Genomic DNA, 24,126 nt, shown 5'->3' with positions numbered 1-24,126 from the left:
CCACTTTGCATCGGTGATCGGTCCGTTGTCGAAAATGCGAATCGTCGAGGCTTCCAGTTATTTGACGACGACGTCGATCGTACCCTGTTCGTAACGGGTGTCGGAGTGGTTTTCGTATTTCTGCGAAACGATGCCGACGGTGAAGCTGTCCTTGCCGCGATAGCCGGCCGTCGGCTTGAAGAGGATCGCCATGCCCCAGGCGGGCCGACCGTTGCAGAGTTTCGAAATGTTGGTGATCTTGCCCTTCGTCCACTGGAACCGGACGCTGCCATGGGCGGGAGCTTCCACGATCTTCATCTTTGGCTTGGCACTGGTTCGGCAGCTGGCCGTGACGCCGGCGAGGAAGGTGATGGTCGATTCGCGATTGGCTGGGACGACTCTTTCTTCGGCATGGGCGGGAACGATGGAGACGAGGGCGAGCAGGGCACTTGCAGCAATGGTCGTTGAAATGCGCATGTAAGGAATCTCTTGAAAGAAGTTGCGGCGCCGTACCGCTATCATGGGCTCAACTATGAGGAGTAGTGTTGCTTGGAATTTTCCACGACTTACGGTTAATCGTTCCCGCCCATCCGTTACCTCGGTTCTCCACAGCGCAATGCCCTGCAATCCTTGCTGTTGCGGGCATCTTGGGGTAGCAAGAAGGCATGGGACAGAGCCTTTTGCCGCCGTCTGGCGGAGACGATAATATCCAACCGGTCGACCTCAAGGCGGCGCTGGAAGAGCGCTACCTTGCCTATGCGCTGTCGACCATCATGCACCGCGCGCTTCCGGATGTCCGCGACGGCCTGAAGCCGGTTCATCGCCGCATCGTCCATGCAATGAGCGAAATGGGGCTGCGCTCCAATTCCTCGTTCAAGAAATGCGCCCGTATCGTCGGTGACGTCATCGGCAAGTTCCACCCGCATGGCGACCAGTCGGTCTATGATGCGCTGGTGCGTCTCGCTCAGGATTTCTCGCAGCGCTACCCGATCGTCGATGGCCAGGGGAACTTCGGCAATATCGACGGCGATAGTGCTGCCGCCTATCGATACACCGAAGCGCGCATGACCGATGTCGCCAGCCTTTTGCTCGAAGGCATCGACCAGGACGCGGTGGATTTCCGGCCGACCTATAACGAGGAAGACCAGGAACCGGTCGTCATGCCCGGGGCCTTCCCGAACCTGCTTGCCAACGGCGCATCCGGTATTGCCGTCGGCATGGCGACATCCATCCCGCCGCACAACGCCCACGAACTCTGCGACGCGGCCCTGCATCTGATCAAGAAGCCGCAGGCGACGATCGAAGACCTGATGTTCGATCCGAACAATCCCGAGCGTGGCGGCATCGAAGGCCCCGATCTTCCGACCGGCGGGATCATCATCGACAGCCGCGAAAGCATTATCGAGGCCTACAAGACCGGCCGCGGTGGTTTTCGCGTTCGCGCCAAGTGGGAAGTCGAGGATACCGGCCGTGGCGGTTACCAGATCATCGTCACCGAAATTCCGTTTCAGGTGCAGAAGTCGCGCCTGATCGAAAAGATCGCCGAACTGCTGCTCGCCCGCAAGCTGCCTCTGCTGGAGGATGTGCGCGACGAATCCGCCGAGGACGTCCGGCTCGTGCTGGTGCCGAAGAGCCGCTCGGTCGATCCGACCATCCTGATGGAATCGCTGTTCAAGCTATCGGAACTGGAAAACCGCATTCCGCTCAACATGAACGTGCTATCCATGGGACGCGTACCCAAGGTGATGGCGCTGAACGAGGTTCTGCTGGAATGGCTGGATCATCGCCGTGAGGTGCTGCAGCGCCGTTCGCGCTTTCGGCTCGCCGCCATCGACCGCCGCCTGGAAATCCTCGGCGGTTATCTGATCGCCTATCTCAATCTCGATGAAGTCATTCGCATTATCCGCGAGGAGGACGAGCCCAAGCCTGCGCTGATGGAGCGTTTCACGCTCACCGACCTGCAGGCGGAATCGATCCTCAACATGCGGCTGCGCTCTTTGCGCAAGCTCGAAGAGTTCGAGATCCGCACCGAGTTCGACGCGCTTTCCAAGGAGAAGGCGGAGATCGAGTCGCTGCTGGCATCCGACGACAAGCAATGGCAGACAGTTGCCTGGGAAATCGGCGAGGTGAAGAAGAAATTCGCCAAGGCGACGGAGATCGGCAAGCGCCGCACGCTGTTCTCCAACGCCCCGGTAGCCGATCTGGAAGCCATCCAGCAGGCGATGATCGAGAAGGAACCAATCACGGTCGTCATCTCGGAGAAGGGCTGGATCCGTGCGCTAAAGGGCCATATTTCCGATGTCTCGACGCTGCAATTCAAGGAAGGCGACGGCCTGAAGCTGTCGTTCACGGCCTCGACCACCGACCGTATCCTCGTGGTTACGACAGGCGGCAAGGCCTATACGCTGGGTGGCGACAAACTGCCGGGCGGACGCGGCCACGGCGAGCCTTTGCGCATCATCGTCGATATGGAAAACGACCAAGACGTGCTGACAGCCTTTGTCCACGACCCCGCGCGCAAGCTGTTGATGTCGTCCGCCGCCGGTAACGGCTTTGTCGTGCCGGAAGCCGACATGGTCGCCAACACCCGCAAGGGCAAGCAGATCATGAACGTGGCGATGCCGGATGAGGCCAAGCTGGTGATCCCGGTCAAGGGCGATCACGTCGCCATCGTCGGCGAAAACCGCAAGATGTTGGTCTTCCCGCTCGCGCAGATCCCGGAAATGGGACGCGGCAAGGGCGTGCGTCTGCAGCGCTACAAGGATGGCGGCGTCTCCGACATTCGCTGCTTCGCCATCGCCGACAGCCTTACCTGGGCCGACAGTGCCGGCCGCAGCTTTGCCAAGAACAAGGACGAACTGCTGGAATGGCTCGGCGACCGCGCATCGGCGGGCAGGGCGGTGCCCAAGGGCTTCCCGAGGAGCGGGAAGTTTACGGGGTAATCAGGGCAAGTGGCTTGAAAGCCGGCTGCTGTCACAAAACATGCTGAACGGTGTGATCTCGCAGAAATTGCGCCGTTCCGTCCTCATCGATCTCTCCAGCGGCAACCGATAGAACAAAGGCGATAACGTCCGCTTGTTCCGCCTCTATCCAAAGACCGTTGATGAGCAGAAAGGTGAAGGCGGCAAGCCAGCCCGTCCTCTTGTTGCCGTCGGAAAATCCGTGATTTCGAACAATGCCGTAAAGGTAGGCGGCTGCGAGCACGTGGACATCGTTTTCGCCATAGACGGCCTTGTTCATTGGGCGCGCCAAAGCGGATTCGAGCGCATTGGCATCCTTTAAACCCGGTAAACCACCGTGCTCCAGAATCTGCTCGTGGTGTATGATTTCAATTGCTTCGAGCGACAGCCATTTGATGACGGTCATTTGGCCAATTCACGCAGCGCGACGTGGTATTTTTTCATGCCCATTCTCGCCGCGCGCAATTGTTCTGCAAGATCACCCTTCTGGGGAGCGAGCTCGAGCGTATTGGCGGTTTCCGTCAGCTGAAACTCGTCGCCGGCCTTCAATCCCATACGGTCAAGGACTTCCTTCGGGATAATGATACCCTCGGAGTTGCCGATCTTGCGAATTGTGACGTTCATAGGAAGCCTCCAATGTTATAATCGCGTTATAACATTGGTTCTCTTGCGCTGCAATGAATGATCAATTTCATCTGTCGATGGTTCACCCTGTAAACGGAAACTCGTTCGACACGTCCCCGTCGCCGCCGGATTTCTGTCGCATCTGCCAGAGCGAATGCCCCACCAATGCGAGGATGAGGATGGCACCGCCGATAAGCGTCTGGCTCGTCGGGCTTTCCGAAAACACGATCCACACCCAGATCGGGGCGAGGATGGTCTCAAGCAGATAGAACATGCCGACTTCCGGCGCCGACAGGTAACGCGGGCCGGTTGCGAGGCAGAAGAAGGCGAGCGGTATCATCACGATGCCGTCGAACATGATCCAGCCGGGATGGGCGATCTGCAGGCCCTCGGCCGGAGACAGGATGTAGCCGACGACGCAGGGGACGATGGCCGTGGTGAGCGGAACCAGTCCCATGTCCTTGCCGCTCGCCCGGCTGACGGTGATGGCGCAGGCGAGCATCAGGGCGGATGAGACCGCCATGGCGTCGCCGAAGAAATTGCCGCTTTTCAAGCCGTCATGGACGATTAGGCTGACGCCGAAGACCATAATCGCCATGGTCAGCAGCGTGGCGTTGGAGGGGCGTTCCTTGAGGAAAATCCACGACAGGACGGCTGCGAACATTGAGGTGAAGGCGACGATGAAGACGACGTTGGCGGTGGCAGTATTGAAGACGGCGAGCAGGAAGGTGAAGCTTCCTAGACCATAGAACAACCCGGCAAGCAATCCGGCCTTGCCGGGGACCAGCGCGATCTTGCGGTCGAGCAATTTGTTGAGAACAACCCAGGCCACCAGCGCGACGCAGAAGGTGCAGAGGCTGCGAAGGGCGAGAAGTGACCAGACTTCCCCGTCGGCAGAGCGGATCAGCGGAATGTCGAACGAGAGGGCAAGGCCGCCAAGTCCGGTGATTAGAAGCCCACGGCGGTGGTGGGCAGCGTCGATTTTATGGCTCAAGTCTCAGTCCGATTCAGTGGCTGCGCTTTCCTCTGTATAGCGCTCCCAGCCCTGGGCCATAAGGTGCTCTTGCGGCAAAAACTTTGTTTTATAGTCCATCTTGCGCGAGCCCTTGACCCAATAGCCGAGATAGACATGCGGCAGGCCGCGTTCCTTCACCTTGCGGATATGATCGAGGATCATGAACGTGCCGAGCGAACGGTCCGACATGCTCGGGTCGAAATAGGAATAGACCATCGACAGGCCGTCACCCATCTTGTCGGTCAGTGCCGCGCAAATCAGCGGCCCTTTTTCGCCACCGATGCCGTCGCCTTCCACCTTCAGCCGATATTCGATGATCCGGGTGTTGACGTGCGTATCCTCGACCATCATCGCATAATCGAGCACCGACATGTCCGACATGCCGCCCTTCTGGTGACGATGATCGAGATAACGGCGGAACAGGCTGTATTGCTCGCTGGAAGGTTCGGCCGGGTATTCCGTCGATACAATATCGCGATTGAGCGCGAGAATGCGGCGCATGGAGCGCGTCGGAACGAATTCACTGGCGACGATCCGCACGGAGACACAGGCGCGGCAGCTTTCGCAGGCTGGGCGATAGGCGATGTTCTGCGAGCGGCGGAAGCCGCCTTGTGTCAGCAAGTCATTGAGTTCGGGAGCGCGCTCACCCACCATATGGGTAAAGACTTTCCGCTCCATTTCCTGCGGCAGATATGGACAACTGGCCGGTGCGGTCAGGTAGAATTGTGGAGACGGTGCAGTTTGTGTGTTCATCAGGTGCGGAAATCGCTCTTCATGGCCGCTTCGAAAACATCAGCATGGCGCAAGAATGAAAAAGGTCAATCGCGACTTTTTGAACGGTCGTGTTGCAATGCGATCAACCGGTTTTCCGTGATGTTTTTGAAGGCTTTTTCACATGGGCGACACACGGGCACCCATGGTTTGTCGAATCAGTAGGTGTCGCGGCGAACCGTCACCGTGCCGATCAGCAGGTCATGCAGCAGGCGGCCACGATCGGTGAACAGGCCGATGAGCAGAACCAGCGGCGTCAGCAGGGCGTTCGCGATCCAGAAGATCACCAGATGTACAATCGCGGTCAGGAAATCCATCGGCCGCCCATCGGTCCGGGCGATCGCCAGACCCATCATGCGCATGCCGGGCGAAGCCTGACTGCCACCGCCGACGGTCAGGCCGAAATAGAACATGGCGAGACCTGCAAACAGGATGGGATAAAGAAAGAAACCCAGCCCCAGCGTCAGGATGCCGAGGAAGAAAACGACGACGGCCGCCGGAATCCAGAGAAGGGCGACGATCGCATAGTCGATGACGAACGCAATCACCCGCCGGCTGAGCACGCCCTGATAGGCACGCCAGTCGCTGCTGGGGATACGAAGGTTTTCGTCACGAAAGGTCATTGCACGTCTCCATATTCGATGGATCGCATATGGGAAGCACGGGGCTGGAAATCAAATGGATGCGTGAAAATTACGTCTATCGCTGGCGTTCACCGCATTGCGGTCAGATGCAGCCATGCCGTTTCAAGCTCATCATAACCTCCGCCCGACGCTTCTTCGAGGTCGACACGCTCCCATCCGCAAGGTGCATATTGGGCCAATAACCAATCCGGTGAGGGATAATTGTAGTAACGGTGGAGGCCGTCGCGGCCTTCCGCCGTTCCGGCCTTGAAGCTCGCATAGAAAATCCCGCCGGGCTTCAATGCATCATGGATTCGGGATATGACGCCAGAAAGTTCTGGTCTCGGTGTATGCAACAAGCAGGCATTGGCCCAGACGCCATCGTACATCCTGGTTTCGCAGAGTTGATCGAAAGCCAGAACAGCGACGGGACGCTGCAAAAGGGTTTCCGCCTGTCGCGCCATTTCGGGCGATCCGTCTGTTGTCGTGACATCGTAGCCGCGCGACAGCATCCTATAGCTATCATGACCACCGCCACATCCGAGTTCGAGAATTTTCGCGCGTTGCGGCAGCAAGGCAAGAAAGTCATCCAGCCGCCCGGCTTTCGACCCGCTGGACCTGGACGCATAGGTTTCCGCTTCCTTCGCGTAGAAATCAAGCGTGACCGGATCGCGGCTGTTCACGACCGCCTGGCCAAAATCCGCGCCACGTCCACCGCGAAATAGCTCAGGATTCCGTCGCAGCCGGCGCGCTTGAAGGCGAGCAGGGTTTCGAGCATGACGCGCTCGCCGTCGATCCAGCCATTGGCGGCGGCGGCCTTGATCTGCGCATATTCGCCGGAGACCTGGTAGGCGAAGACCGGCAGGCCGAAGGCTTCCTTCATCCGCCAGCAGACGTCGAGATAGGGCAGGCCGGGCTTGACCATCAGCATGTCGGCGCCTTCCTCGACGTCGAGCGCTGCGTCGCGGATGGCCTCGGTGCCGTTGGAGGGATCGATGTAATAGGTCTTCTTGTCGCTCTTCAAGAGGCCGCCGGTGCCGATCGCCTCGCGGTAGGGACCGTAGAAGGCGGAGGCGAATTTGGTGGCGTAGGACATAATGCCGACATTCTGGTGGCCGTTCGCATCCAGCGCCTGGCGGATCGCGCCGATGCGGCCGTCCATCATGTCGGATGGGGCGATGATGTCAGCGCCGGCATCGGCCTGCAGGACGGCGGCCCCGGCGATCTGGGCAACCGTCTCGTCATTGACGATTTCGCCGTCGCGCAGGATGCCGTCATGGCCGTGGCTGGTGAACGGATCGAGCGCCACGTCGGTGATGACACCGATATTCGGCACGGCCTTCTTGATCGCCCGCGTCGTCTCGTTGATCAGATTGTTGGCGACAAGGCTGTTGGAGCCGGTTTCGTCGCGCAACGACATGTCGATATTGGGGAAGGTCGCAAGAGCCGGTATGCCGAGATCGGCCGCTTCCTTCGCCGCCTCGACCGCCTTGTCGATGCTCATGCGGTTGACGCCCGGCATTGCGTCGATCGGCTCGATGATGCCGGTGCCGGGAACCACGAAGATCGGCCAGATCAGATCGTCGACCGTCAGCCGGTTTTCCTGAACCATCCGGCGCGTCCAGTCGGCCTTACGGTTGCGGCGCATGCGGCGATGGCCGGTGATGAGGTCAACGGCATTGGTCTTGTCGGTCATGTCATCGTCTTTCGATCAGCTTGGCGTGTGGTCGCGGTTTATCATGGGCGGCCAGCAAAGGAAAACGCTTCAGGTGCGGCGTTTCATTATCATTTCGAGAAAAACGGTCGATATTTTTGGCGACGATCGGCGCCGCCGCCACTTGCGAAAAGTCAGTCTGTGGGAACCATTTCCGTCGTCTCAGGTTTTGGTCTCGTCTTATGGAGCGCCCAACAACGTCACCGATGAGCGGTGATCGGAGGCCTCCGCACAGAGGAGAAGACAATGAATATCGCAGTCAAGATTGCTCTCGCCGCGGCACTTTCGGCAACGTCCCTTGGCGGTTATGCCTATGCCCAGACGACAGGTTCCGTCACGCCAATGGCCGACGACATGGTTACAATCGTCAATGTCGGCGAAGAAACCAACGCAGCCACGGATACGTCGTCGATCCCCGCGACCTATCGCAATCCGTCGCCTGAATCGATCACCAAGGCGCAGGCCGAGATCCAGAACGATCCAGCTTTGATGGCAACACTCCAGGCCAAGAACGTGATCCTCGAAAACGTCATCGGCATCCAGACGGCGGCCAATGGCGGCAAGATCGTATATTTGAAGTGACCCTGAACTCATAAAGGGGTCTCCCGATCGCGAAGGCCCCTTTATGATTATGAAGTGATTCAAAACGTTTGGACTTTGGCGAACCATCCTCGCCCTGACAGCCCGGCTTGGCAAAGCCGATGCTCGCGACCTATTCTCCGCGCCATGACACTTGATTCTGTCCAGGTACCCAAGCTCTCGCTGACCGAAACGATCTTCGGCCTCTTCCTGCGTCTGGTCGCGGTGTCCTGCTTCTGGTTCGGCCTGAACTACTGGGCGATGCTGATCGGCTTTTCGTCCGCCGGCGCCGGGCGGTTTGATTTGCTGCCATTGCCCTGGCGGGTGGCGGCTACATCGCTTGCCGTCGTCTATCCCGTGGCCGCGCTCGGACTTTGGCTGCTCGTCTCCTGGGGCCCCGTTCTCTGGGTCGTGGCGGCAGCCACCGAAGTGGTGATGTTCGCGGTCTATCCGCAGATCTTCGGGACCAAGCCGCTGCTGCTGCTTCTGCATTCAGCCGTGGCTCTCACCTTCGTTCTTTTCCGTGCGGCGATCCTGTATCACCGGGCCAAACAGGCCAAGGCTGCAAGAATTGATTTACCCTGAGACAAGGGCTGTGGATGGTAAGGCGCTGTTAAGGCTGTAGTTTAAGTCGAATTTTATACGTATTCGATAGTGTCTACCTCAAGGCGGGAAGAGAAACATACACCGCCAAACAAAACAGTGAGGCAGTCATCATGAACACGAAAATGAAGCCGCAGGCCGTTGCAGTCAAAGACCCCCACGAAGATGCGATCCGCTCGCTCTACATGGAATCCCTCCACCTCGTCGAACGTCTCCATCGTCGCCTGCTCGACGTCGTCAAGGACGAATTCGACCGCTCGGGCCGCTCCGACGTCAACGCCGTCCAGGCCCTTCTCCTCTTCAACATCGGCAACTCGGAACTGACGGCGGGTGAACTGCGCTCGCGCGGTTACTATCTCGGCTCCAACGTATCCTATAATGTTAAAAAGCTGGTTGACCTCGGCTTCATCAACCACCAGCGCTCGCGCATCGACCGCCGCTCGGTCCGTATCAGCCTGACGGAAGAAGGCCAGGAGATCGCCGAGACGGTCGCCAAGCTCTACGAACGCCATATCGGCTCGATCCAGAAGGTCGGCGGCATCGGCACCGACGAGTTCGGCCAGATGAACAAGCTCCTGCAGCGCCTCGACCGCTTCTGGAACGACACCATGCTCTACAAGCTCTAAGCGCGGTCAAGCGCAGGGCAGATCGTGATGGATTGCTGACGGGTGCGCGAGGAGCGCACCCGTTCGCGCATCTGGAGGCCGACTACTCCACCCGCAACACGTCCTCGGCTCGGACGTCCTCGCGCCCGGTTAGTCCGGATCCGCTGTGCCGCCACTCGAAATCGCCGCGATCATTGTCGTTTTCCTCGGTCTTCAGCGCCTGCACAGCGACCTGACCGTCTGCTTCGATGATGCCGTTGTGGATCTCCTTTAACTCGTTGAGGTTGATCCACTGCGACACGGAAACGGTGCCGGTATCCCCGTTGTTCTTGACGTAGATGACGAATGCCATAGGCCTTTTCTCCTTCTGTTCGGGTAGTGAACGGGGGGACCAGTCTTCGTTAGTCCGCCGGTTTCGGTTGGATCGGTACAGGCGGTGAGACCGCGATGATGCGCGCCTGGGCCTCGACCATGGTGTTAAGGCCGGCCGGAGCGACATCCAGCGCGGGCTCTTCTCCGCCGGTTTTGGAAAACAGCCAGTCGAAATCGAAGCGGCCATCGAAGGTCGGGCGCGGTGAATGCAAAAGCGAAACATCGGTCCAGAATTCACCGGCGCCCGCTTCCCCCTCCGCCGTCAGGCTGACGAAAAAGCCGGGATTGTGATTGTCGGCGCCGAGCAAGCCATGTTCATCGTCAGGCGCCGGATATGTGGCTGGCGCGGTCTTGCTGTCCGACATGAGCACTGCCGACCGGTAGACCAGCTTGGCAGCGGATTCGCTGCGCTCGATAAAAAGTTCCATGCCGATGGCGAACGCCTTGTCGGAATTTCCCAACGGCGCGGCAATGGCGTGCCGCACAAGACCGCCGTCGGTACCTCCGTTGCCATAGGCGAGGGTGATCCGAAGCGTGGTGAACTTTCGCAAATGCTCAGGCTGGCCAGCAAAACGAAAGAAGAGTCGTGCGGATGCAGGGCCGCTCTCCGTCGCGAAACCGGTTGCGACAAGATCGAAATAAGCCTTGAGATAGGTCTCCGGCGCCGGAACGTCGGAACTGCAAAGGATCGCCGCCGGCGTTTCGAACTCGACGATGCGCAGGCAATCCTCCTGGCCTCCAATGCCGGAAAGCTGCGCTGATCGGCGCCCGAGGAGCAGGGCTGAACGGCTGTATTCCTCGACGGGCCGCCCGGGTTCACGGAGATATCCGGTCGTCAGCACCGCCAGATGCCTCTGGACATGCAAGGGGTAGGGCTTGAGAAGAGTCGAAGAGCACAGCCAGGTTTCGCCAATGCCGCTTCGCGCCAATGTCAGCGTCGAATCCGAGGAATCGATATTGCTGAGCAGATCGCGCGTCGGCAGTTCGCGTAACATGGGAGCGGAGAAGGCAAAGTCCGGGGAGTAGGTGGTGTCGAAATTGCGCCCCATGCGCGTCCAGGCAAGGAAGGTCGGGGCACTCGCCATCGTCGGCCGAGCCTTGGCGCCGGAGGTCTTGAGCGTAACCGTGCCCGGTCTCTTCGCCGCGCCTGGTTCGCCCGCGTCCTTCGGATCGGATTTCCGTTCCGGCGGTCCCCACTCGAAGTTGCAGATCAGCAGCGGCGTGTTGCTGCGACCGCGCCTGACATTGCCCTGGTTTTCCTTGGGGCTGACGAACACGGACGTGGAGTAGCGGCCGGGTGCCACGGGTTGGTGCAGGATGCTCAGGTTTTCCGCGAAACGCCTCTCCCAACGAGCAATGGCAACGACCTTGTCCAACGCGCCCGCGACGCCATCGACGACCGCCTTCATCGTGTAGACAACAAAGACTGTCCCATCGAAGGTCAATGTCAACAATGGCGCATCGACGCCGTCGGCGGTGTAGTCCAGAAGGTTTGTGGATGGTGCCAGGACGGGATCGGGATCGATCCACCAGCAGCGTTCCGCATCCAGGCTCGGCGGATCGGACAGACGATTGTCGATCGTCCAGTTCGGATCGATATAGCGACGCATCGAGATGCCGAGGAAATGCTCTTCGAGATTCTGTTCCTCGCCACTCAACTGCACCGGCGAAAGCGAGATCATCGAGTTGGGAAAGGCGGGTGCGGGTGCGTTGATCTGGTCGAAGGTCAGCCCGATCGGCCCCTCCGCGTTCAGCGCCATGCCGAACGCCGCATTGGCTTCGGTGGGCCGGTAGGAGAGGCGGGGATCGGGGCCGATCTCCTTGCGCGAATCGAGAATCTCGACCGTCGAGTCGGTCATATCCTCGAAACCATATCCGAAGCCGGTCTTGATCTCGGCGGCGATCCGGTCGGCGAGGCCGCCGCGCGAAAAGGGCGGTTCCTGCAGAATGGCCAACACCGGCGGCGCGCTCGGAATACCTCCGTCGTCGCGTGGCGCCGTCGTCAGCGGGATCAGCGCGCGCTGTTGCGGCCGGGTGAGCAGCATGCGCGAGAGGTCCGCCAGCATGGCGATGCGCAAGGTCCAGGCCTCCGCTGGCGTTCGGCGCGTTTCACGGCTGGTGTTCCAGGCCTTGACCTCGCGATCTGAAACCGCCTTCAGCGCGCCGGCATAGCGGGAACGTAGGGTGAAACGATGACGGAAGACGCTTGCCGATGGCGCTTCCCAGAAGTGCTGTTCCAACACGTTTCTGGAGGGGAGCGGCAGCAGCCGTTGGGTGATGGTCTGTGAATCGACATTCGGCCGGTCGAAAAAGGCCTCCAGTTCGAACGTTGACAGCGAATGACCATCGTCGATCGGCTGTTCCTTCAGTGGCATGACTGCATGCGACGCCAGGGCTGTTTTGTCGGACAGGGCGTTTTCATCGCGGAAGTGCAGGGGATCGATATGATGATAGATTGGCCGACCGCTTGGCCTCCAGCGCTGGGTCGTCACGTCGATTTCTCCCAGGAGGCGCCATTGGCGGGTCCGCTTTGCCTTGTCGGGGGCCGGAAGTTCGGGCCGCGTTTCAAGATCGTAGCGCCGGGCGTGCTCGATCGGGCGTACGGCGACCATGTCGACCGCAAGCCCGATGGCTGGCTTGTCGGCAGGTTTCATTTTGTCGGTGAGGTCGATTTCGGGCATGCCGTTCAGCATGGTCTCGATGCGCAGGGCGACCGACGGGAAGGCAAGGAAGACGATCTTCGTGCCGGGCTGGGCGACGGTGCGCGACGCATGCTGGCGCAGGCCCTTGTGAAAGACTGCAGGATGAGGGCCTGATGGATCGAAATGCCGGTCAGCAACCAGCGCGTCGATCGACAGCCGCGCCGTGATGCCGGCCGGAACGCCTGCGCGTAACCCGTTGGCGGACAGGCCGAAATCACCTGATGTCAGCGACATCGTGAATGTGAACGCCTTTTCGATCGGTTGAAAGACGACGCTCATCAGCAGCTGTGGTGTCCAGAGCTGGTTGGGCTTGATCGTTTTCGCGATGGTGAGAATCTTTTGCCCGAAGAAGATATCGGCATGGACAAACGATGAGGATGGGGCCGACGGCGCCAACTGGTCCTGAATCGCCAGTTCGACGCGCAGCCCGTCCACGGCGGGATCCGGCAGGCGGTCGAGCGCCCCTGCAAGTCCCAGATGGGTATCACGCAACACATATGCCGTCAGCAGTGCCCGGCGCAGGTTGTCAGTTGCCTCTTCATTGACACCACCCGGTTTCGAATTGGGAAAGGCCGCGTCGCGCAGATCGGCATTGGAGAACCAGCGGTCGAAATCGAGATAACCGACGCGCGGCGCCGTGATTTCCGCTGTGACGGAGGAATTGACGATATCTTTCCAAGCCCTGTCGGCCGGAGCCAACAGCAGCAGCGGTGCGGCGACATCATAGGGCTTGAGGTCGTCGGTGACGGCGAAGCTGAGGGAAGCGGAGGCGGCCGATGCCAGCGACAGCCGTATCCAGCCCGTATCGATGGCCGCTTCTGTTTCAAGATCTGTTTGCTTCGTCATGCCGCCGCAGGTGGTGTAGAAAACGCGGGCAGCATCGCCGGCTTCGGTTTCGACAGGCTCGACGCCGAAGACGAGGTCTGTCACCGCGTCGAAATCGAAGTCCTCGGTAAAGTCGAGCTCGAGGCTGGCAATGCCGGGGTCGGTCGCACTTTGGGGCACCTTGTCGAACAATCGCACGGTGAGCTTCGCCGGCGTGCCGCGAAATACGGTTTCGCTGACACGCCATTCGGTCTTCTTTGCCGAAACGGCTGGAATGCTCAGCGTTCCCGTACCGTCCCGATCCCGGAAAATGTCGCGCACGCCGGGAAAACCCTCCGAAGCAATGACCGTGCGGGGATAATCGTCGGAAACCGGAACGACATCTTCGATCGGCGCGCCGATACGGCGGGGCCGATTGACCTCCGGAACCTCGTTGAGTGAGATCTGGCCGATGGCGGTGCGCCGTTGATATGCGGTCGTCGATACGACATCCGGATCGAGTTTGTCATCCTTTTGCGGGGCCTTGATCTCCTTGTCCGGCATCCAGGGGCTGGCACCCAGAGCACCGGCCAGCGGCGCGGCTTGTCGTTGCAGGGCGAGCGGCAATGTTCCGGCATTGGTCGTCGCGAAGCTGAAAGCCTCGAAGGTCCGCCCATAGGCGAGACGCGGCACCTTGGCAAAATCCGTGACAGTATCGAGATCAGGCGCTTCGTGGCTGTAGAAGGGGGCGTTCTTGTCCGACACGTTCGGGACCGGGACCGGGACCGGGTCCGCGGCGGTGCGGCCGAAGGTCGTTGCGGCAAGCGGAAGGCCTTCGTAGGTGATGAACATCGGCCCGCGCCCATCGCTGACGGCCGGAAGCATGGGATGGATGGCCGCTGAGACGGTTGGCGGGGCTTCCCCCAAGGCGGCTTCGGGAAGCGCGGGCCAGGTGAGGTCGGCAAGGCTGGCATGCGCCCATTTGTCGGTGGTGTCAGCCGTTTCGATGCGCCGGATGGCAATGCCTATGCCGTTGAAGTGATTTGAGAATGTGTCGATATCGGCGCCGTCGATATTGGAGGCGATCTGGATCGGCAAGGGCGCCGGTGCGGTATCGGGAATGAAGCGGGCGGACTGTTCGATGATGCCGCTCATTGGCGCCATGGCAGCCGTATAGGCATTCTGGAACAGGGCTTTCAAGTCATCGATGCCGGATGGATCGAAGCCGGTAAACGATGGGGTTCTGAGGAGGTTGTCCGCGATCGTCCGGAAACAGCGGACCGCGTTTGACGGATCGGGCTCTTCCGAGGGCACCAGTAGGCGGATGAGATAATAATCCGCCGCACCGGCGATAGCGATCAGATGTTGCGGCTTCGACACAGGCATTCCAGGTATCGAGACCGGAGGATTTGCCTTTGCAAAGCTGAGAAGAGCCTTGCTGAACTCGCTGGCCGAACCACGCCGAACGGCCTCGGCGCCATTGAAGGAATTTTCCAGCAGGGTCCGGTAATCGGCCCAGGCCTCGACAAACGCTTTTGTCAGAATTTCGGTCAGAGCAAGCTCACCGGGCCGCTTGATCTCTGCCAGATAGGCCTCGGCGAAAAGCGTCGGAAGGCCCGCTTCGCCGCGTTTGGTGTGCTCCATCAACTGGATGGCGGCATATTCGATGCCTGCCTCATCCTGCAGCTTCTTGAGCGTCTCCGTCAGTGCCCTTCGAAGAAATGCTGGCTTCTTGTCTTTGAGCGCGGCCTTCAATTCTGGTGTGATCTCTGTCGGCGCATCGTCTGCGAAACAGGTCAGCAGCGAGTCCAAAAGGCGTATTTCAATACTGGCATCCTCTACATTCGCATCGATCCCATGAGCCCTGCGCAGGCCTTTGGCGATCGCGGTGCGATCCGGCGGCGATGGCGGCACATTGGCCTGCATGAACAGAGGATTGTCGGCCTTCAGCGCCTTGCGCAGGGCGCCAGTTACCTTTGCCGGGTCGAGCGCGCTCGCTTTCAAATCAAATGAATCGGCAATTTCATTCTCGATCCGGTCGAGCAGGGAAATTACCAGCGGCGCCAGGATTTCACCGGAGCTTCCATCGCCCGAGACCGGCTTGAGGATGGACAGGACGATGGCGTCGAGCGCCGTGATGAGGCTCGTCGTCGCCAGCCAGGCGGCGGCTGGGGCAATGAGTTTTGGTTTTTCGCCGGTCTCATCGTAGGTCCACGGAAAAATCTTGTCGAATTCATCGACGCTTTCGGCATCCGTGTCGGGGCCGGCAAGGATTTCGGTCGTCGACGTCAGCGACGCCGCGCGTGCCTCGAACCAGGTTGTGATGCGCCAGAGATTTTCCGCTTCCGGATCGACCCTCAGATATCCGTCCGGCGTGAGGAGTTCGTGGGCCAGATCGGACGTGGCGGTGAAGAGGGTGGCGGTATCCAGCACCTCCGTACGGCAGGTGATCTCCCCTTGCGCACCGCCCGCGTCATAGGCGAAATCCCATTGCCGCTCCGATCCGTCCATGTCCTGCGGCACTGGACTGCCGATAATATCGGGAACAGGTACGGTCGGGTCCGAGAAGAAAGGCAGGATGACGTAATTCGGCTCGGTCATGCCGGTCGGGCGCAGGATGTGCGTGAGACCCAGGCGATGCGCGACCGGCGCGTTCCAGGAATGCGCGGCTCGCAGCCGATAGGTCGCTGCCGCCGCTTCCGCGTTGATCGCCGCATTCGGTTCCGCCGCGGCGGTGAATGTGGTCCAGTAATGTGTCCTTGGATTTTTGGGCTCTTCGGGGTCTTCGGGAATGTTCGGGTCTGCCTTGCCGAGCCAGGTTATGACCTGGTCCGGCATGCCGGCCGCTGGTGGCTCGGATATGGTTTCGACCGGGCCAATATGGACAAGCTCGCAGGACGTGGGATCGATGGGGCTGTCCAGTTGTGCCGCGAACAGGTGAAATTGCACCGGCCCGGCATCGGTAAGGAATGCGGTGAACCGGGTTTTGGCGAGGGCTTCGTCGTGTTCGAGTTCATCTCGCCTTGCCTCGGCAGCCGCATCGTCGCCGATCACTTCGCTACGGGCGATATCGGTCGGGCATTCGAATCCGAGATTGACGGCGAGCGATTGGACGGTGTGATAACTTTGCGGCTCGGCATCGAGAAGGCAGTGGATGATGGAGGTTTTCAGGGCCATGACTAGTTGCTCGCCTTCTGGAGTTTCTTGACCGCCTGTTCGGCCTGCTCGATCCTCTTCCTGAGCTTTTCATCCTCGACCTGGCCGCTGACGCTGCTGGTCACGGAGGTCTCCGATTTACCGCCGCGCAGCTTGTAGTTGACGTTGGCGCGGGCGCTCAGCGTGAAGAAGCGGGAGATGCGGATCTTGACCGTCAAGGATCCCTGACCGTCGATCTGACCGTTGTCGCGGTAGCTCAGCCGCAACATCAGATTGATGCCGACCGTCACCATGCCGCAGACCTCGACCTGGCCGGCGATGACAACGACGACCGCCAGCGACAGCCCGCCGCCGGGTTTGCCGATCATCTTGCGATAGGTCATGACCCCGGACAGGGTGATGAAGACCTGGCCGACGAAGGGGCCGACTGCGAAGGCAAGTGCCGCCGACCCGCCGGCGCCGGCCTCGACGGAGACCATCAGCTGGCTGTCGAAGGGCCTGTATTCCGCGTCGATCTGGATATAGCCGGTGCCGCCGATGATGAAGATCGAGAAGATGAACGGACGCTCGATCGTCGACAGATTGAACCGGTTGGCGATCATGAAATCCGGAAAGGCGACGAGCTTGAAGTGGTTCTCGATGGAAATGTTGGAGACGCCGCTGGTGCCGAAATTCAGCGTCATCGGCGGGATGACAAAATCGTGTTCGACGCCGACGGGAATATTGTCCTGTTTGACGATCTTCAGTCCACCCGCCTCATCCGGAAACAGGGTGGAAAGAAAATCCTGGATGAATTTGAAGGACGGATTGAGGTGGATGTTCTTCGGGTCGAACTCAATCTCGAGACCTTTTTCCCGGGTGAAATTCAGCGCGAATTTTTCGAACCGCACCATCGATTGGCCGGCGGCGATGACGTCGATCGTCGTGTCGATGCGGCCAAATCCGGTCTGCGTCACCCGGTCCTGATCCTTGGAGGCTTCCAGTCGGACCTGTCCGGTCAGGTGTATGTCGACGAAATCGATCTGGAAGACGCCGAGCGAAAACAGAGTGCGCCGGCCCGGCATCGGCGCGTCGATATCGACCTGCACCCAGGCTCTCGCCTGCGCCTTGTCGAAATCGTGGGTGACGCGAATGGCTTCCTGGATGCCGGACGGCATCTTGTAGCCGTCAAACAGGCTTTTCAAATTGAGCCCGCCGAAATTGCCGAAGATGTCGCCGATGTTGAAATTGGAGAGATCGGGCGCGACCAGTCGGTCGCTGATCTGGTTGAAGGGCAGCGTCAGGCCGAGTGCCTTCAATTCGTCGCCCAGCCGGTTGAACAGGGCGCTTGCCTCGGTCGTGTCGATGATGTCGGTGAGATCGTCGAAGCCGGAGCGAATCCGGTCGATGTCCGCCTTCAGCGCCGCAAGCTCCGGTGCCGAACTGACCGCCGAATAGAGTTTCAGGATGTTGGACGGCGCCGCCATCGGATCGGGATCGTCAAGCCGCCCGACTGCATCGAGCACCCGGTCGCCATATATGCGCGCCGTCTCGAACGAACGGGAGAGATCGTTCTGCAAGCCGCGCACGGAATGGTCGAAGGCCTTGACGGTGCCGATAAGGCTTTCGGCCTTGGCCGCGATGTCCCCACCGGACTTCAGCGCGTCCTCGATCTGCTTTTTGAGTGCGCCATATGTCTGGTTCACTGCTCCGATCTGTTGGTCGAAAAATGCTTCGACGTCCTTGCCGAGCCCGTTGATGTAATTTTTGACTGTGTCCGCCCCTTCGAAAACCGCGCCACAAATGTTGGAGATGAAGTCCAGCCCGCCAAGGGCATCGGTTTTCAGAGCCTGGATTGCCGTTCCCGCTGCTTCGCTGAGTTCCACCATCAGTTTGCGGATGTGGGAAAGGAAGATCGGTACACCAGTGCCCGCGACGCTGTCCGGCAGGGGCGATAGCAGCTTGGCAAGAACCGGCTTGGTGATCTGCGCGATCACGACGCTCCGAAGAAGGGCTTCCGGTGCAAGAGCGTTCTGAACGGCATCGAACGCCCCTTTCACGTCATCGAAATAGGGGGCGATCTCACCTTTGACGCCGTGCAGTTGTTTCAACAGTGCGACGAGTGATGTTCGCAGCCAGCCGGTCACGGCCCGAACCATGGGGTCCACCGTGTGGCCGATGCGGGCGAGGCCATTGTTCATCTGATCCGCAATGAGATCGGCGCCTTCTGCAAACTGCGCCGCCAACATCCTGCATTCCGTACCGAGGGCAATGCCTGTTGTGTCGGTAAATTTGCTGGCAAGATCGAACAGCGCCTTGGCTGTTTTTCCGAGCTCGGTGATCGCTGTCACCAGCGCCGCGGACAATGCATCGGCCGCGGACTGCAGGTCACCCATGCCGGTGGCGGCGATATCATCCAGTGTTGTCGCTGCTGCTCGCGACGTCGCAGCAGCGGCCCTGATTTCGGCGATCGACAGCGTCGCAGCGGCGATGACACCAGCCACCGTGGTCTTCAGGTCGTTGCTTGCCGTGGAGGTCTGGACCTTGGCGTTGAACGCTGCCAGTGTGCCATCGCCGCCACCCGAGGGTGCGAGTTCGTCAAGCTTTGCGAGGATCGGCTCCCATAGCTTATCGACAGACCGCGTGAGCGAAACGACAGTGTCGGGCACCATGCTGTGCATGGCGGCGATCGTACTGAGGCTTTTGGCCAGATGCCCACCCACGCGCTGGCTGACATCGTCGAGTTCGGTGGCGAAACGCTGGCGTGTCTCGGCGATGGCACCGGCGACGTCGTCGAAGATGTTGCTGACACATGCCTGCAGCCCGGTGCGGAATCCGTTGCGCCGCTCGTCGGACCATGGCTTGTCCCGATCGTAACCGGCGGAAAATTGTTCGACGCGCAGCCGCGCCCGATGGATGATGGCTTCGATATCGGCATCGAGCTGAACAAGTATAGACCGCGTTTTTTCGATGCTTTCTCCCAGCTTGCCGACGTCTTGGCTCGCATCGGCGAAGACGGGCGCGAGGCAGGCCTCGATCTCGCCGCACAGTGTCGCGATCACCGCGTCCTTTTGCAGCGTGGGTTCGTGCTCAAGCTCATTGAGGATGTTTTCCGCATCCGCAGCCCAGTCGTTCAGCGTCGTTCGAAGCAGCATTTCCTTGCGCTGGATCATGCCGATGACATTGGATTTCAGCTCGTCGCAAGCCCCGCCGCCGGATTGAAATGAATCGGCGATCCCGATCAGTTTCGCGATGCCGGGCTGGGCGGCTGCCGCAGCATCGGTTAGCTTGCTTTTGATCACATCGCTGAATTTGTCGGTCGTCCAGAGCTGATCGAGAGCGGTCAATGCGGCGGTGATATCGCCGGGCGGGTTGGTGCCAAGTGCACCGGACAAGGTTGAAATCGCCGATGAAAATCCGTCCGCGCCCGGAATATCCGTGCCTTTCCCCGTCGCGTTCCAGTAGGGCAGATTACAAATTTCTGCTGGTTCCTGACCTGATGCCGGAAGGCTCGCGACACCGCCAAGCATACTCGATAGTAGCGGCTTCAAGGTCCGTTTCCCATTCTCCACGCGCATGAAGCTGACGCTGTCGAGGCCGACATAGACCGGCTTGCCGGAGCGACCGGCATTGATGGCCGTCTTCTGTGCGGCGGGCGCCAGGCGCCAGGTGAAGCGGCGCGTTCCAGGCAGGATGCGGGTGACGGCCGGGCGGCGCTTTTCCGGGCCGCCGGACGAAGGCTTGTCGGTCAGTTTGGCAATCGATTGCGCCGGGGGCATGCCGGCATAGTCGATGCCGAGGCGCGGCTGCCATTGATTGGTGTCGCTCGTGTTTGCCTTGAACTCGGAGAAGAAGAACAGGTTGTCGGTGTCGATGCATTCCTGCGCCACGACGGGATTGTTGCCATCGCCCTCCGCCGTTGTGACGAAGGCAATGTCCGGCATCGGATAGACCTGAGGCCGCTCGCGGGCGCTCAGGAGATTCCACAGCGGGATTTTCCAGCCATAGTCACTGATCTCCGTGCTCCAGGCGCTGTCGACATTGATGACCTTGGAGTTGAAGCGCACGCATTCGAGAAAGCCGGTGCTGCGGGGCGTCGCGGCTGTAAAATCAGGGTAGCGGCGCTCGGGCTCCAGCAACTCGACATATTCGCGCACCTTGCGCAGGATCGGGCGGCGCGAACGGGTGCGTTGCGAGTCCCCGGCACGTTTGGGGGCGAACTGCGCTGACGGATTGACTGTGCGTTCGTAGACGACGACGTGCTTGGCGCGATGCCAGAGGGCGCCGATACGACCGAGCACCTCCACCTTCTGCCGCTCCACATGACCGTTGCGGGTCTCGCTGATGATCGTCACGATGCCGCCGAGCAGGCTTGCCTTCTGTGTCGCGTCGCCGCCGGTCGGCGAAAGTGCGATGGATTCGATTGTTCCGCCGCTCGATTCCGGCCGCTGCAGCAGTTCATTGAACAGATTGCTGGATTCGACGGGCCAGAGCGCGCCGCCGCTCAATCCCTGCGGATGCGTACGCGGTTTGCTCCGATCCAGTCGCTGCGGACCGGCGTCGAAATTCGGCTTGAGACCGCCGACATTGGGCCAGGCATCGTGATCACCGGGCTGTTCGAGCCTCGCGAGCGGCGGCCGGTGCAGGGCCGTGCTCCGCAGGGCGAAACTGACGCCGTCAGCAAAGCGGGCAGGGGTGAAATCGACGGCCGAATCCGGATCGCGCGCCCAGACCTCGAGCCGCTCCGGGCGACGGGCGACGGCGCGGGCAAGGGTGTTCCAGCGGGCCGAAAGGTTTGCTTCCGCGTCGGCGTCACGGGCGGGACCGGTAATCCTGCCGGTCAGTGCCTCGATTTCGGCGACACGCGCCTGGCGGGCCACCGCGCCCTCCCGCGAGACGTCGATGCCGACGGAAAGACCATAGAGAAATTCGCCGCGCAGATAGGCAAGCGCAGCGCCCAGGCCATATTCTCCACGCTGGCGGAAAATCTCGTAGCTGGTCGATTCCGGCATGAAATAGCCACGCTCGACATCGCTCGGACGAATCCAGAATTCGGTCGATGGCATCAGCCGGAATTCCACCACCCGGCGCCGCAAACGGCTGGTCCTGGCATTATCGCCTTCGGTCACGAAAGGGCGGATGGCATCCTGCGAGCCATCAGCCACGTCGTGGCAGAGGTCGTGGATTTCCAGTCTTCGAGGCTTGTCGGCACTCTCGCCGACCGCTTGCGGCGGCAGGATATAGTGATAGTGGTTCGCCACCTTGCGGTATTGCCAGACGCGGTCGTCGCCCGAATAGGTGGCGACCGATGCCGAGCCAACATCGCCGCGATCGCCGAGCGGCTTGTGGCTGTAGCGGTACAGCGAAAACGGCTCCTCGGAAAGGACGACATAGTTTTGCGCGCCGGCTACCGGTGCGCTCTCGTAGATATCGGCCTCGATCAGGCGGTCCTGTGTCGGCGCGATGCTTTCGCGGATGCTGAGCCAGTAGCGGTAACCGGATGCAGCGCTGGTCGATCCGTCTCCGTCGGGGCGGATGAGGAGAGGCGCGGGACGGCCCGAACGGTCCATGCGGGCGACGTCGACACCGACCGGAATGACGTCGCTGACGGCCAGGACGGCATGGATCGAGGCGGCGATACGGTTCGGCGCAAGGGGAAGCGGCGGGCCACCGTCCCCCATGCCGTCGCGGGTGCCCGGGCCACCCAGGCGCAAATAGGTCCTGGTGAGGTCTTCCGGACGTGGCGGCAACGGGCCTTCCACCGGTTTCAAGTCGAACCGCAGCGACGAAAGCCGGCCCGACCAGGCATCGGTTGGCGACATGACCTCCAGAATATAGGAGGCGAAGAAGGGCTCGCCGTCGGCAACGGCCTCGCTCTGCGCCTTAGCCCAGCCATCGTCGCGCGAGAGCAGCAGGTTGACCCGCGTCGGCACCTTCCGGTCGTAGAAGAAGGTCAGTCCGCTAGCGATCAGCTTCAGCGCGTTGGCCGTCAATCCGGCGGTGTCTTCGGAGTTTTGAATGAGATCGCCCAGCTTGGCCAGCGTCAGCCGCAGGCGCGGGCGGACGAAAAGCATTTGCGTCGGCCCGGTGGCCGCCGGGCGCCCCCAGACCAGAAGCCCGGAGGACCTGGCATCCTTGGCGCCGTCATCGAGGAAACGAGCCTCCAGCGATGGCCCGGTGAGCGCCAGCCGGATCGCCTGTTTGCCGTCGGCCTGAAGTTCGGGCAGGATGGAGCGCGCCTGTCCGGCCTCGACCGGTTTGAGTGCTTCCCGGGCATCGCGGAACGAATGCGCGGCATGGCGCAACAGGCCGAAATCGAGGTCCGCGCCCTTTGCCGGGCTGCCACCGAGATTGTCGCCGGTCGGGATATCGTTCTTCCAGTGCAAGGCAACATCTACTTTCGGCGACCAGCGCCGTTCGTCCGTGCTCCAGATATCGTCGTCCGGGATGTGCCATGACAGCTTGCAATCGACATAGAGGTTTTCGGCGGTATTGACCCACCCGCCGGTTTCCTTCTGCAGTCGCAGGCTGAGGCCATTGCCGCCCTTCTTGATATCGTCGGCTGCCTTCGGATCGTCGCCGCTGGCCGACACCGCGATGCGATAGATGAAGGCCGGCTTTTCGGCTTCCAAGTCTTCCCTCGTAAAGCGCAGGCTGAGGTCAGCGGTCGTGTCGCCCGCCTTCAGTCGGGGCCACTCGGCCGATTTGGGATCGATCGAAAAACCGTAGCGGCCGAGCATGTCCTGGGTAAACGGACGTGAATTGTCCGGCCAGAATTTCCTGGCGTCGATCGTCTTGTATTTCTGCTTGCCGTTATAGACGGCGAAGTTTCCTTGCGAGCGCTCGCCACGTGCCGAAAATCCGAAGGTTCCGAGCGTGGCGTCGGATGGATACTTGCCGCCGCCGAAAACGAACGAGGTCAGCGATAACGGTGTCGGGGAGGTGTCGACCGCATCCCCCTCGATCCAGCCGCCCACGAGGGTGGTGAATTGCAGGATCTTGTCGAAGGCGCCGGTGCCGGGTTCATAGACGGCGGTGAACGGAAAGGCGCCGGGATCGACCGGCGGGCCGGAGAGGAGCGTCGCCCTGCGGGCGGGCAAGGGCAGGTGCAGGTTGAGGCAGAAACGCGGACCGCCCCGACGGCCGACATCCAGCCCGGACAGGACGGTCATCCCAGGGGCATACTGGCATGACCGGACGAGCGGCCAGCGGAGGTCGAGAACCTCCTTCTGCAAAGAAGTTGCGGCCCGGTGCTGCTCAAGTAGGAAGGCACCGCGGAAGGCGACCCAGTCGGTATCGATGTTATGCGCTCCGGCGTCGATCCAGATGGCGCAATCATTTGAAGCATTGTCTTCGAACCAAGCGATGGCTTCCGTGACTGTGAAATCGAACAGGCTGGGGTGAATATCGGGAAGCGGTTGGTCCGATCGATATTTGTCTTGCGGGGTCCATCGCAGGATAGGGCGGAAATCGCCCGCCACCCCTTTTTTCCGGTAGTGGATCTCGACAACGCCGGGGCGCGCGTCCTTTGCCAGATCCTCGATATCCGGGCGCGGCGGCCAATGAAAATTACCATAGAGACGAAAAGCCAGAACCATCTTGCAAGCCCCCCCGGACGTCAGGCCGCTCACGTTGAGGGT

Annotated in this window: 15 protein-coding genes; 4 read left to right on the top strand and 11 right to left on the bottom strand. The window is 60.7% G+C overall.

Translation table 11 applies throughout. From position 1 onward, the window contains the following. Positions 1–57: 57 nt before the first annotated feature. Complete coding sequence (locus tag ACST81_RS16340) at positions 58–456, bottom strand: hypothetical protein (RefSeq protein ID WP_438749208.1); 399 nt, start codon at positions 454–456, stop codon at positions 58–60. Between the two features lie 188 nt (positions 457–644). On the opposite strand from ACST81_RS16340, the gene parC reads away from it, so the two are divergent. After that, positions 645–2,921 (top strand): DNA topoisomerase IV subunit A, encoded by a 2,277-nt coding sequence (gene parC / locus ACST81_RS16335; protein ID WP_438749207.1) that lies wholly within the window; start codon positions 645–647, stop codon positions 2,919–2,921. 31 nt (positions 2,922–2,952) lie between these two features. Here parC and ACST81_RS16330 read toward each other — a convergent pair whose 3' ends face one another. The 7 genes from ACST81_RS16330 to hemB all read right to left on the bottom strand — a co-directional run bounded on the left by ACST81_RS16330 (position 2,953) and on the right by hemB (position 7,668). Next, positions 2,953–3,345: a type II toxin-antitoxin system death-on-curing family toxin gene (locus tag ACST81_RS16330; RefSeq protein ID WP_438749206.1), complete on the bottom strand. Its 393-nt coding sequence runs from the start codon at positions 3,343–3,345 to the stop codon at positions 2,953–2,955. Beyond that, positions 3,342–3,563, bottom strand: a complete 222-nt coding sequence (locus tag ACST81_RS16325) for an AbrB/MazE/SpoVT family DNA-binding domain-containing protein (RefSeq protein ID WP_438749205.1) — start codon at positions 3,561–3,563, stop codon at positions 3,342–3,344. The genes ACST81_RS16330 and ACST81_RS16325 overlap by 4 nt, the downstream gene beginning before the upstream one ends. An 82-nt stretch (positions 3,564–3,645) precedes the next feature. After that, complete coding sequence (locus tag ACST81_RS16320) at positions 3,646–4,557, bottom strand: DMT family transporter (RefSeq protein WP_438749204.1); 912 nt, start codon at positions 4,555–4,557, stop codon at positions 3,646–3,648. Positions 4,558–4,560: 3 nt separating this feature from the next. Further along, complete coding sequence (locus ACST81_RS16315) at positions 4,561–5,331, bottom strand: arginyltransferase (RefSeq protein WP_438749203.1); 771 nt, start codon at positions 5,329–5,331, stop codon at positions 4,561–4,563. 176 nt (positions 5,332–5,507) lie between these two features. Beyond that, the gene (locus tag ACST81_RS16310) at positions 5,508–5,972 is read right to left on the bottom strand and encodes an RDD family protein (protein ID WP_438749202.1); all 465 of its coding nucleotides are present in this window, start codon (positions 5,970–5,972) and stop codon (positions 5,508–5,510) included. Positions 5,973–6,061: 89 nt separating this feature from the next. Beyond that, the gene (locus ACST81_RS16305; RefSeq protein ID WP_438749201.1) at positions 6,062–6,655 is read right to left on the bottom strand and encodes a class I SAM-dependent methyltransferase; all 594 of its coding nucleotides are present in this window, start codon (positions 6,653–6,655) and stop codon (positions 6,062–6,064) included. Next, positions 6,652–7,668, bottom strand: coding sequence for a porphobilinogen synthase (gene hemB, locus ACST81_RS16300; RefSeq protein ID WP_438749200.1), 1,017 nt, complete (start codon positions 7,666–7,668; stop codon positions 6,652–6,654). Before hemB ends, ACST81_RS16305 begins: the two co-directional genes overlap by 4 nt. A gap of 264 nt (positions 7,669–7,932) precedes the next feature. On the opposite strand from hemB, the gene ACST81_RS16295 reads away from it, so the two are divergent. The 3 genes from ACST81_RS16295 to ldtR all read left to right on the top strand — a co-directional run bounded on the left by ACST81_RS16295 (position 7,933) and on the right by ldtR (position 9,494). Continuing rightward, entirely contained in the window at positions 7,933–8,268 is a 336-nt protein-coding gene (locus ACST81_RS16295) for a hypothetical protein (protein ID WP_438749199.1), read from the top strand. 144 nt (positions 8,269–8,412) lie between these two features. Then, positions 8,413–8,850 (top strand): DUF6163 family protein, encoded by a 438-nt coding sequence (locus tag ACST81_RS16290; RefSeq protein WP_438749198.1) that lies wholly within the window; start codon positions 8,413–8,415, stop codon positions 8,848–8,850. A 131-nt stretch (positions 8,851–8,981) separates the two neighbouring features. Then, positions 8,982–9,494 (top strand): transcriptional regulator LdtR, encoded by a 513-nt coding sequence (gene ldtR / locus ACST81_RS16285; RefSeq protein ID WP_438749197.1) that lies wholly within the window; start codon positions 8,982–8,984, stop codon positions 9,492–9,494. A gap of 82 nt (positions 9,495–9,576) precedes the next feature. On the opposite strand, the gene ACST81_RS16280 is transcribed toward ldtR, so the two are convergent. From ACST81_RS16280 to ACST81_RS16270, 3 genes are read right to left on the bottom strand one after another with little or no spacing between them, the layout of a single operon-like run. Further along, positions 9,577–9,825 (bottom strand): hypothetical protein, encoded by a 249-nt coding sequence (locus ACST81_RS16280; RefSeq protein WP_438749196.1) that lies wholly within the window; start codon positions 9,823–9,825, stop codon positions 9,577–9,579. 49 nt (positions 9,826–9,874) lie between these two features. Further along, positions 9,875–16,528, bottom strand: a complete 6,654-nt coding sequence (locus ACST81_RS16275; protein WP_438749195.1) for a hypothetical protein — start codon at positions 16,526–16,528, stop codon at positions 9,875–9,877. 2 nt (positions 16,529–16,530) lie between these two features. Next, complete coding sequence (locus tag ACST81_RS16270) at positions 16,531–24,084, bottom strand: hypothetical protein (protein ID WP_438749194.1); 7,554 nt, start codon at positions 24,082–24,084, stop codon at positions 16,531–16,533. Positions 24,085–24,126 lie beyond the last annotated feature (42 nt).

The organism is Pararhizobium sp. O133 (genome assembly GCF_051669845.1).
GTDB lineage: Bacteria > Pseudomonadota > Alphaproteobacteria > Rhizobiales > Rhizobiaceae > Pararhizobium.
This window is presented reverse-complemented; position numbering and strand designations above follow the sequence as displayed.

Coding starts and splice junctions, on each gene's coding strand:
- ACST81_RS16340 (WP_438749208.1), bottom strand. CDS start 456: ATGCGCATTTCAACGACCATTGCTGCAAGTGCCCTGCTCGCCCTCGTC.
- parC (WP_438749207.1), top strand. CDS start 645: ATGGGACAGAGCCTTTTGCCGCCGTCTGGCGGAGACGATAATATCCAA.
- ACST81_RS16330 (WP_438749206.1), bottom strand. CDS start 3,345: ATGACCGTCATCAAATGGCTGTCGCTCGAAGCAATTGAAATCATACAC.
- ACST81_RS16325 (WP_438749205.1), bottom strand. CDS start 3,563: ATGAACGTCACAATTCGCAAGATCGGCAACTCCGAGGGTATCATTATC.
- ACST81_RS16315 (WP_438749203.1), bottom strand. CDS start 5,331: ATGAACACACAAACTGCACCGTCTCCACAATTCTACCTGACCGCACCG.
- ACST81_RS16310 (WP_438749202.1), bottom strand. CDS start 5,972: ATGACCTTTCGTGACGAAAACCTTCGTATCCCCAGCAGCGACTGGCGT.
- hemB (WP_438749200.1), bottom strand. CDS start 7,668: ATGACCGACAAGACCAATGCCGTTGACCTCATCACCGGCCATCGCCGC.
- ACST81_RS16295 (WP_438749199.1), top strand. CDS start 7,933: ATGAATATCGCAGTCAAGATTGCTCTCGCCGCGGCACTTTCGGCAACG.
- ACST81_RS16290 (WP_438749198.1), top strand. CDS start 8,413: ATGACACTTGATTCTGTCCAGGTACCCAAGCTCTCGCTGACCGAAACG.
- ldtR (WP_438749197.1), top strand. CDS start 8,982: ATGAACACGAAAATGAAGCCGCAGGCCGTTGCAGTCAAAGACCCCCAC.
- ACST81_RS16280 (WP_438749196.1), bottom strand. CDS start 9,825: ATGGCATTCGTCATCTACGTCAAGAACAACGGGGATACCGGCACCGTT.
- ACST81_RS16275 (WP_438749195.1), bottom strand. CDS start 16,528: ATGGCCCTGAAAACCTCCATCATCCACTGCCTTCTCGATGCCGAGCCG.
- ACST81_RS16270 (WP_438749194.1), bottom strand. CDS start 24,084: ATGGTTCTGGCTTTTCGTCTCTATGGTAATTTTCATTGGCCGCCGCGC.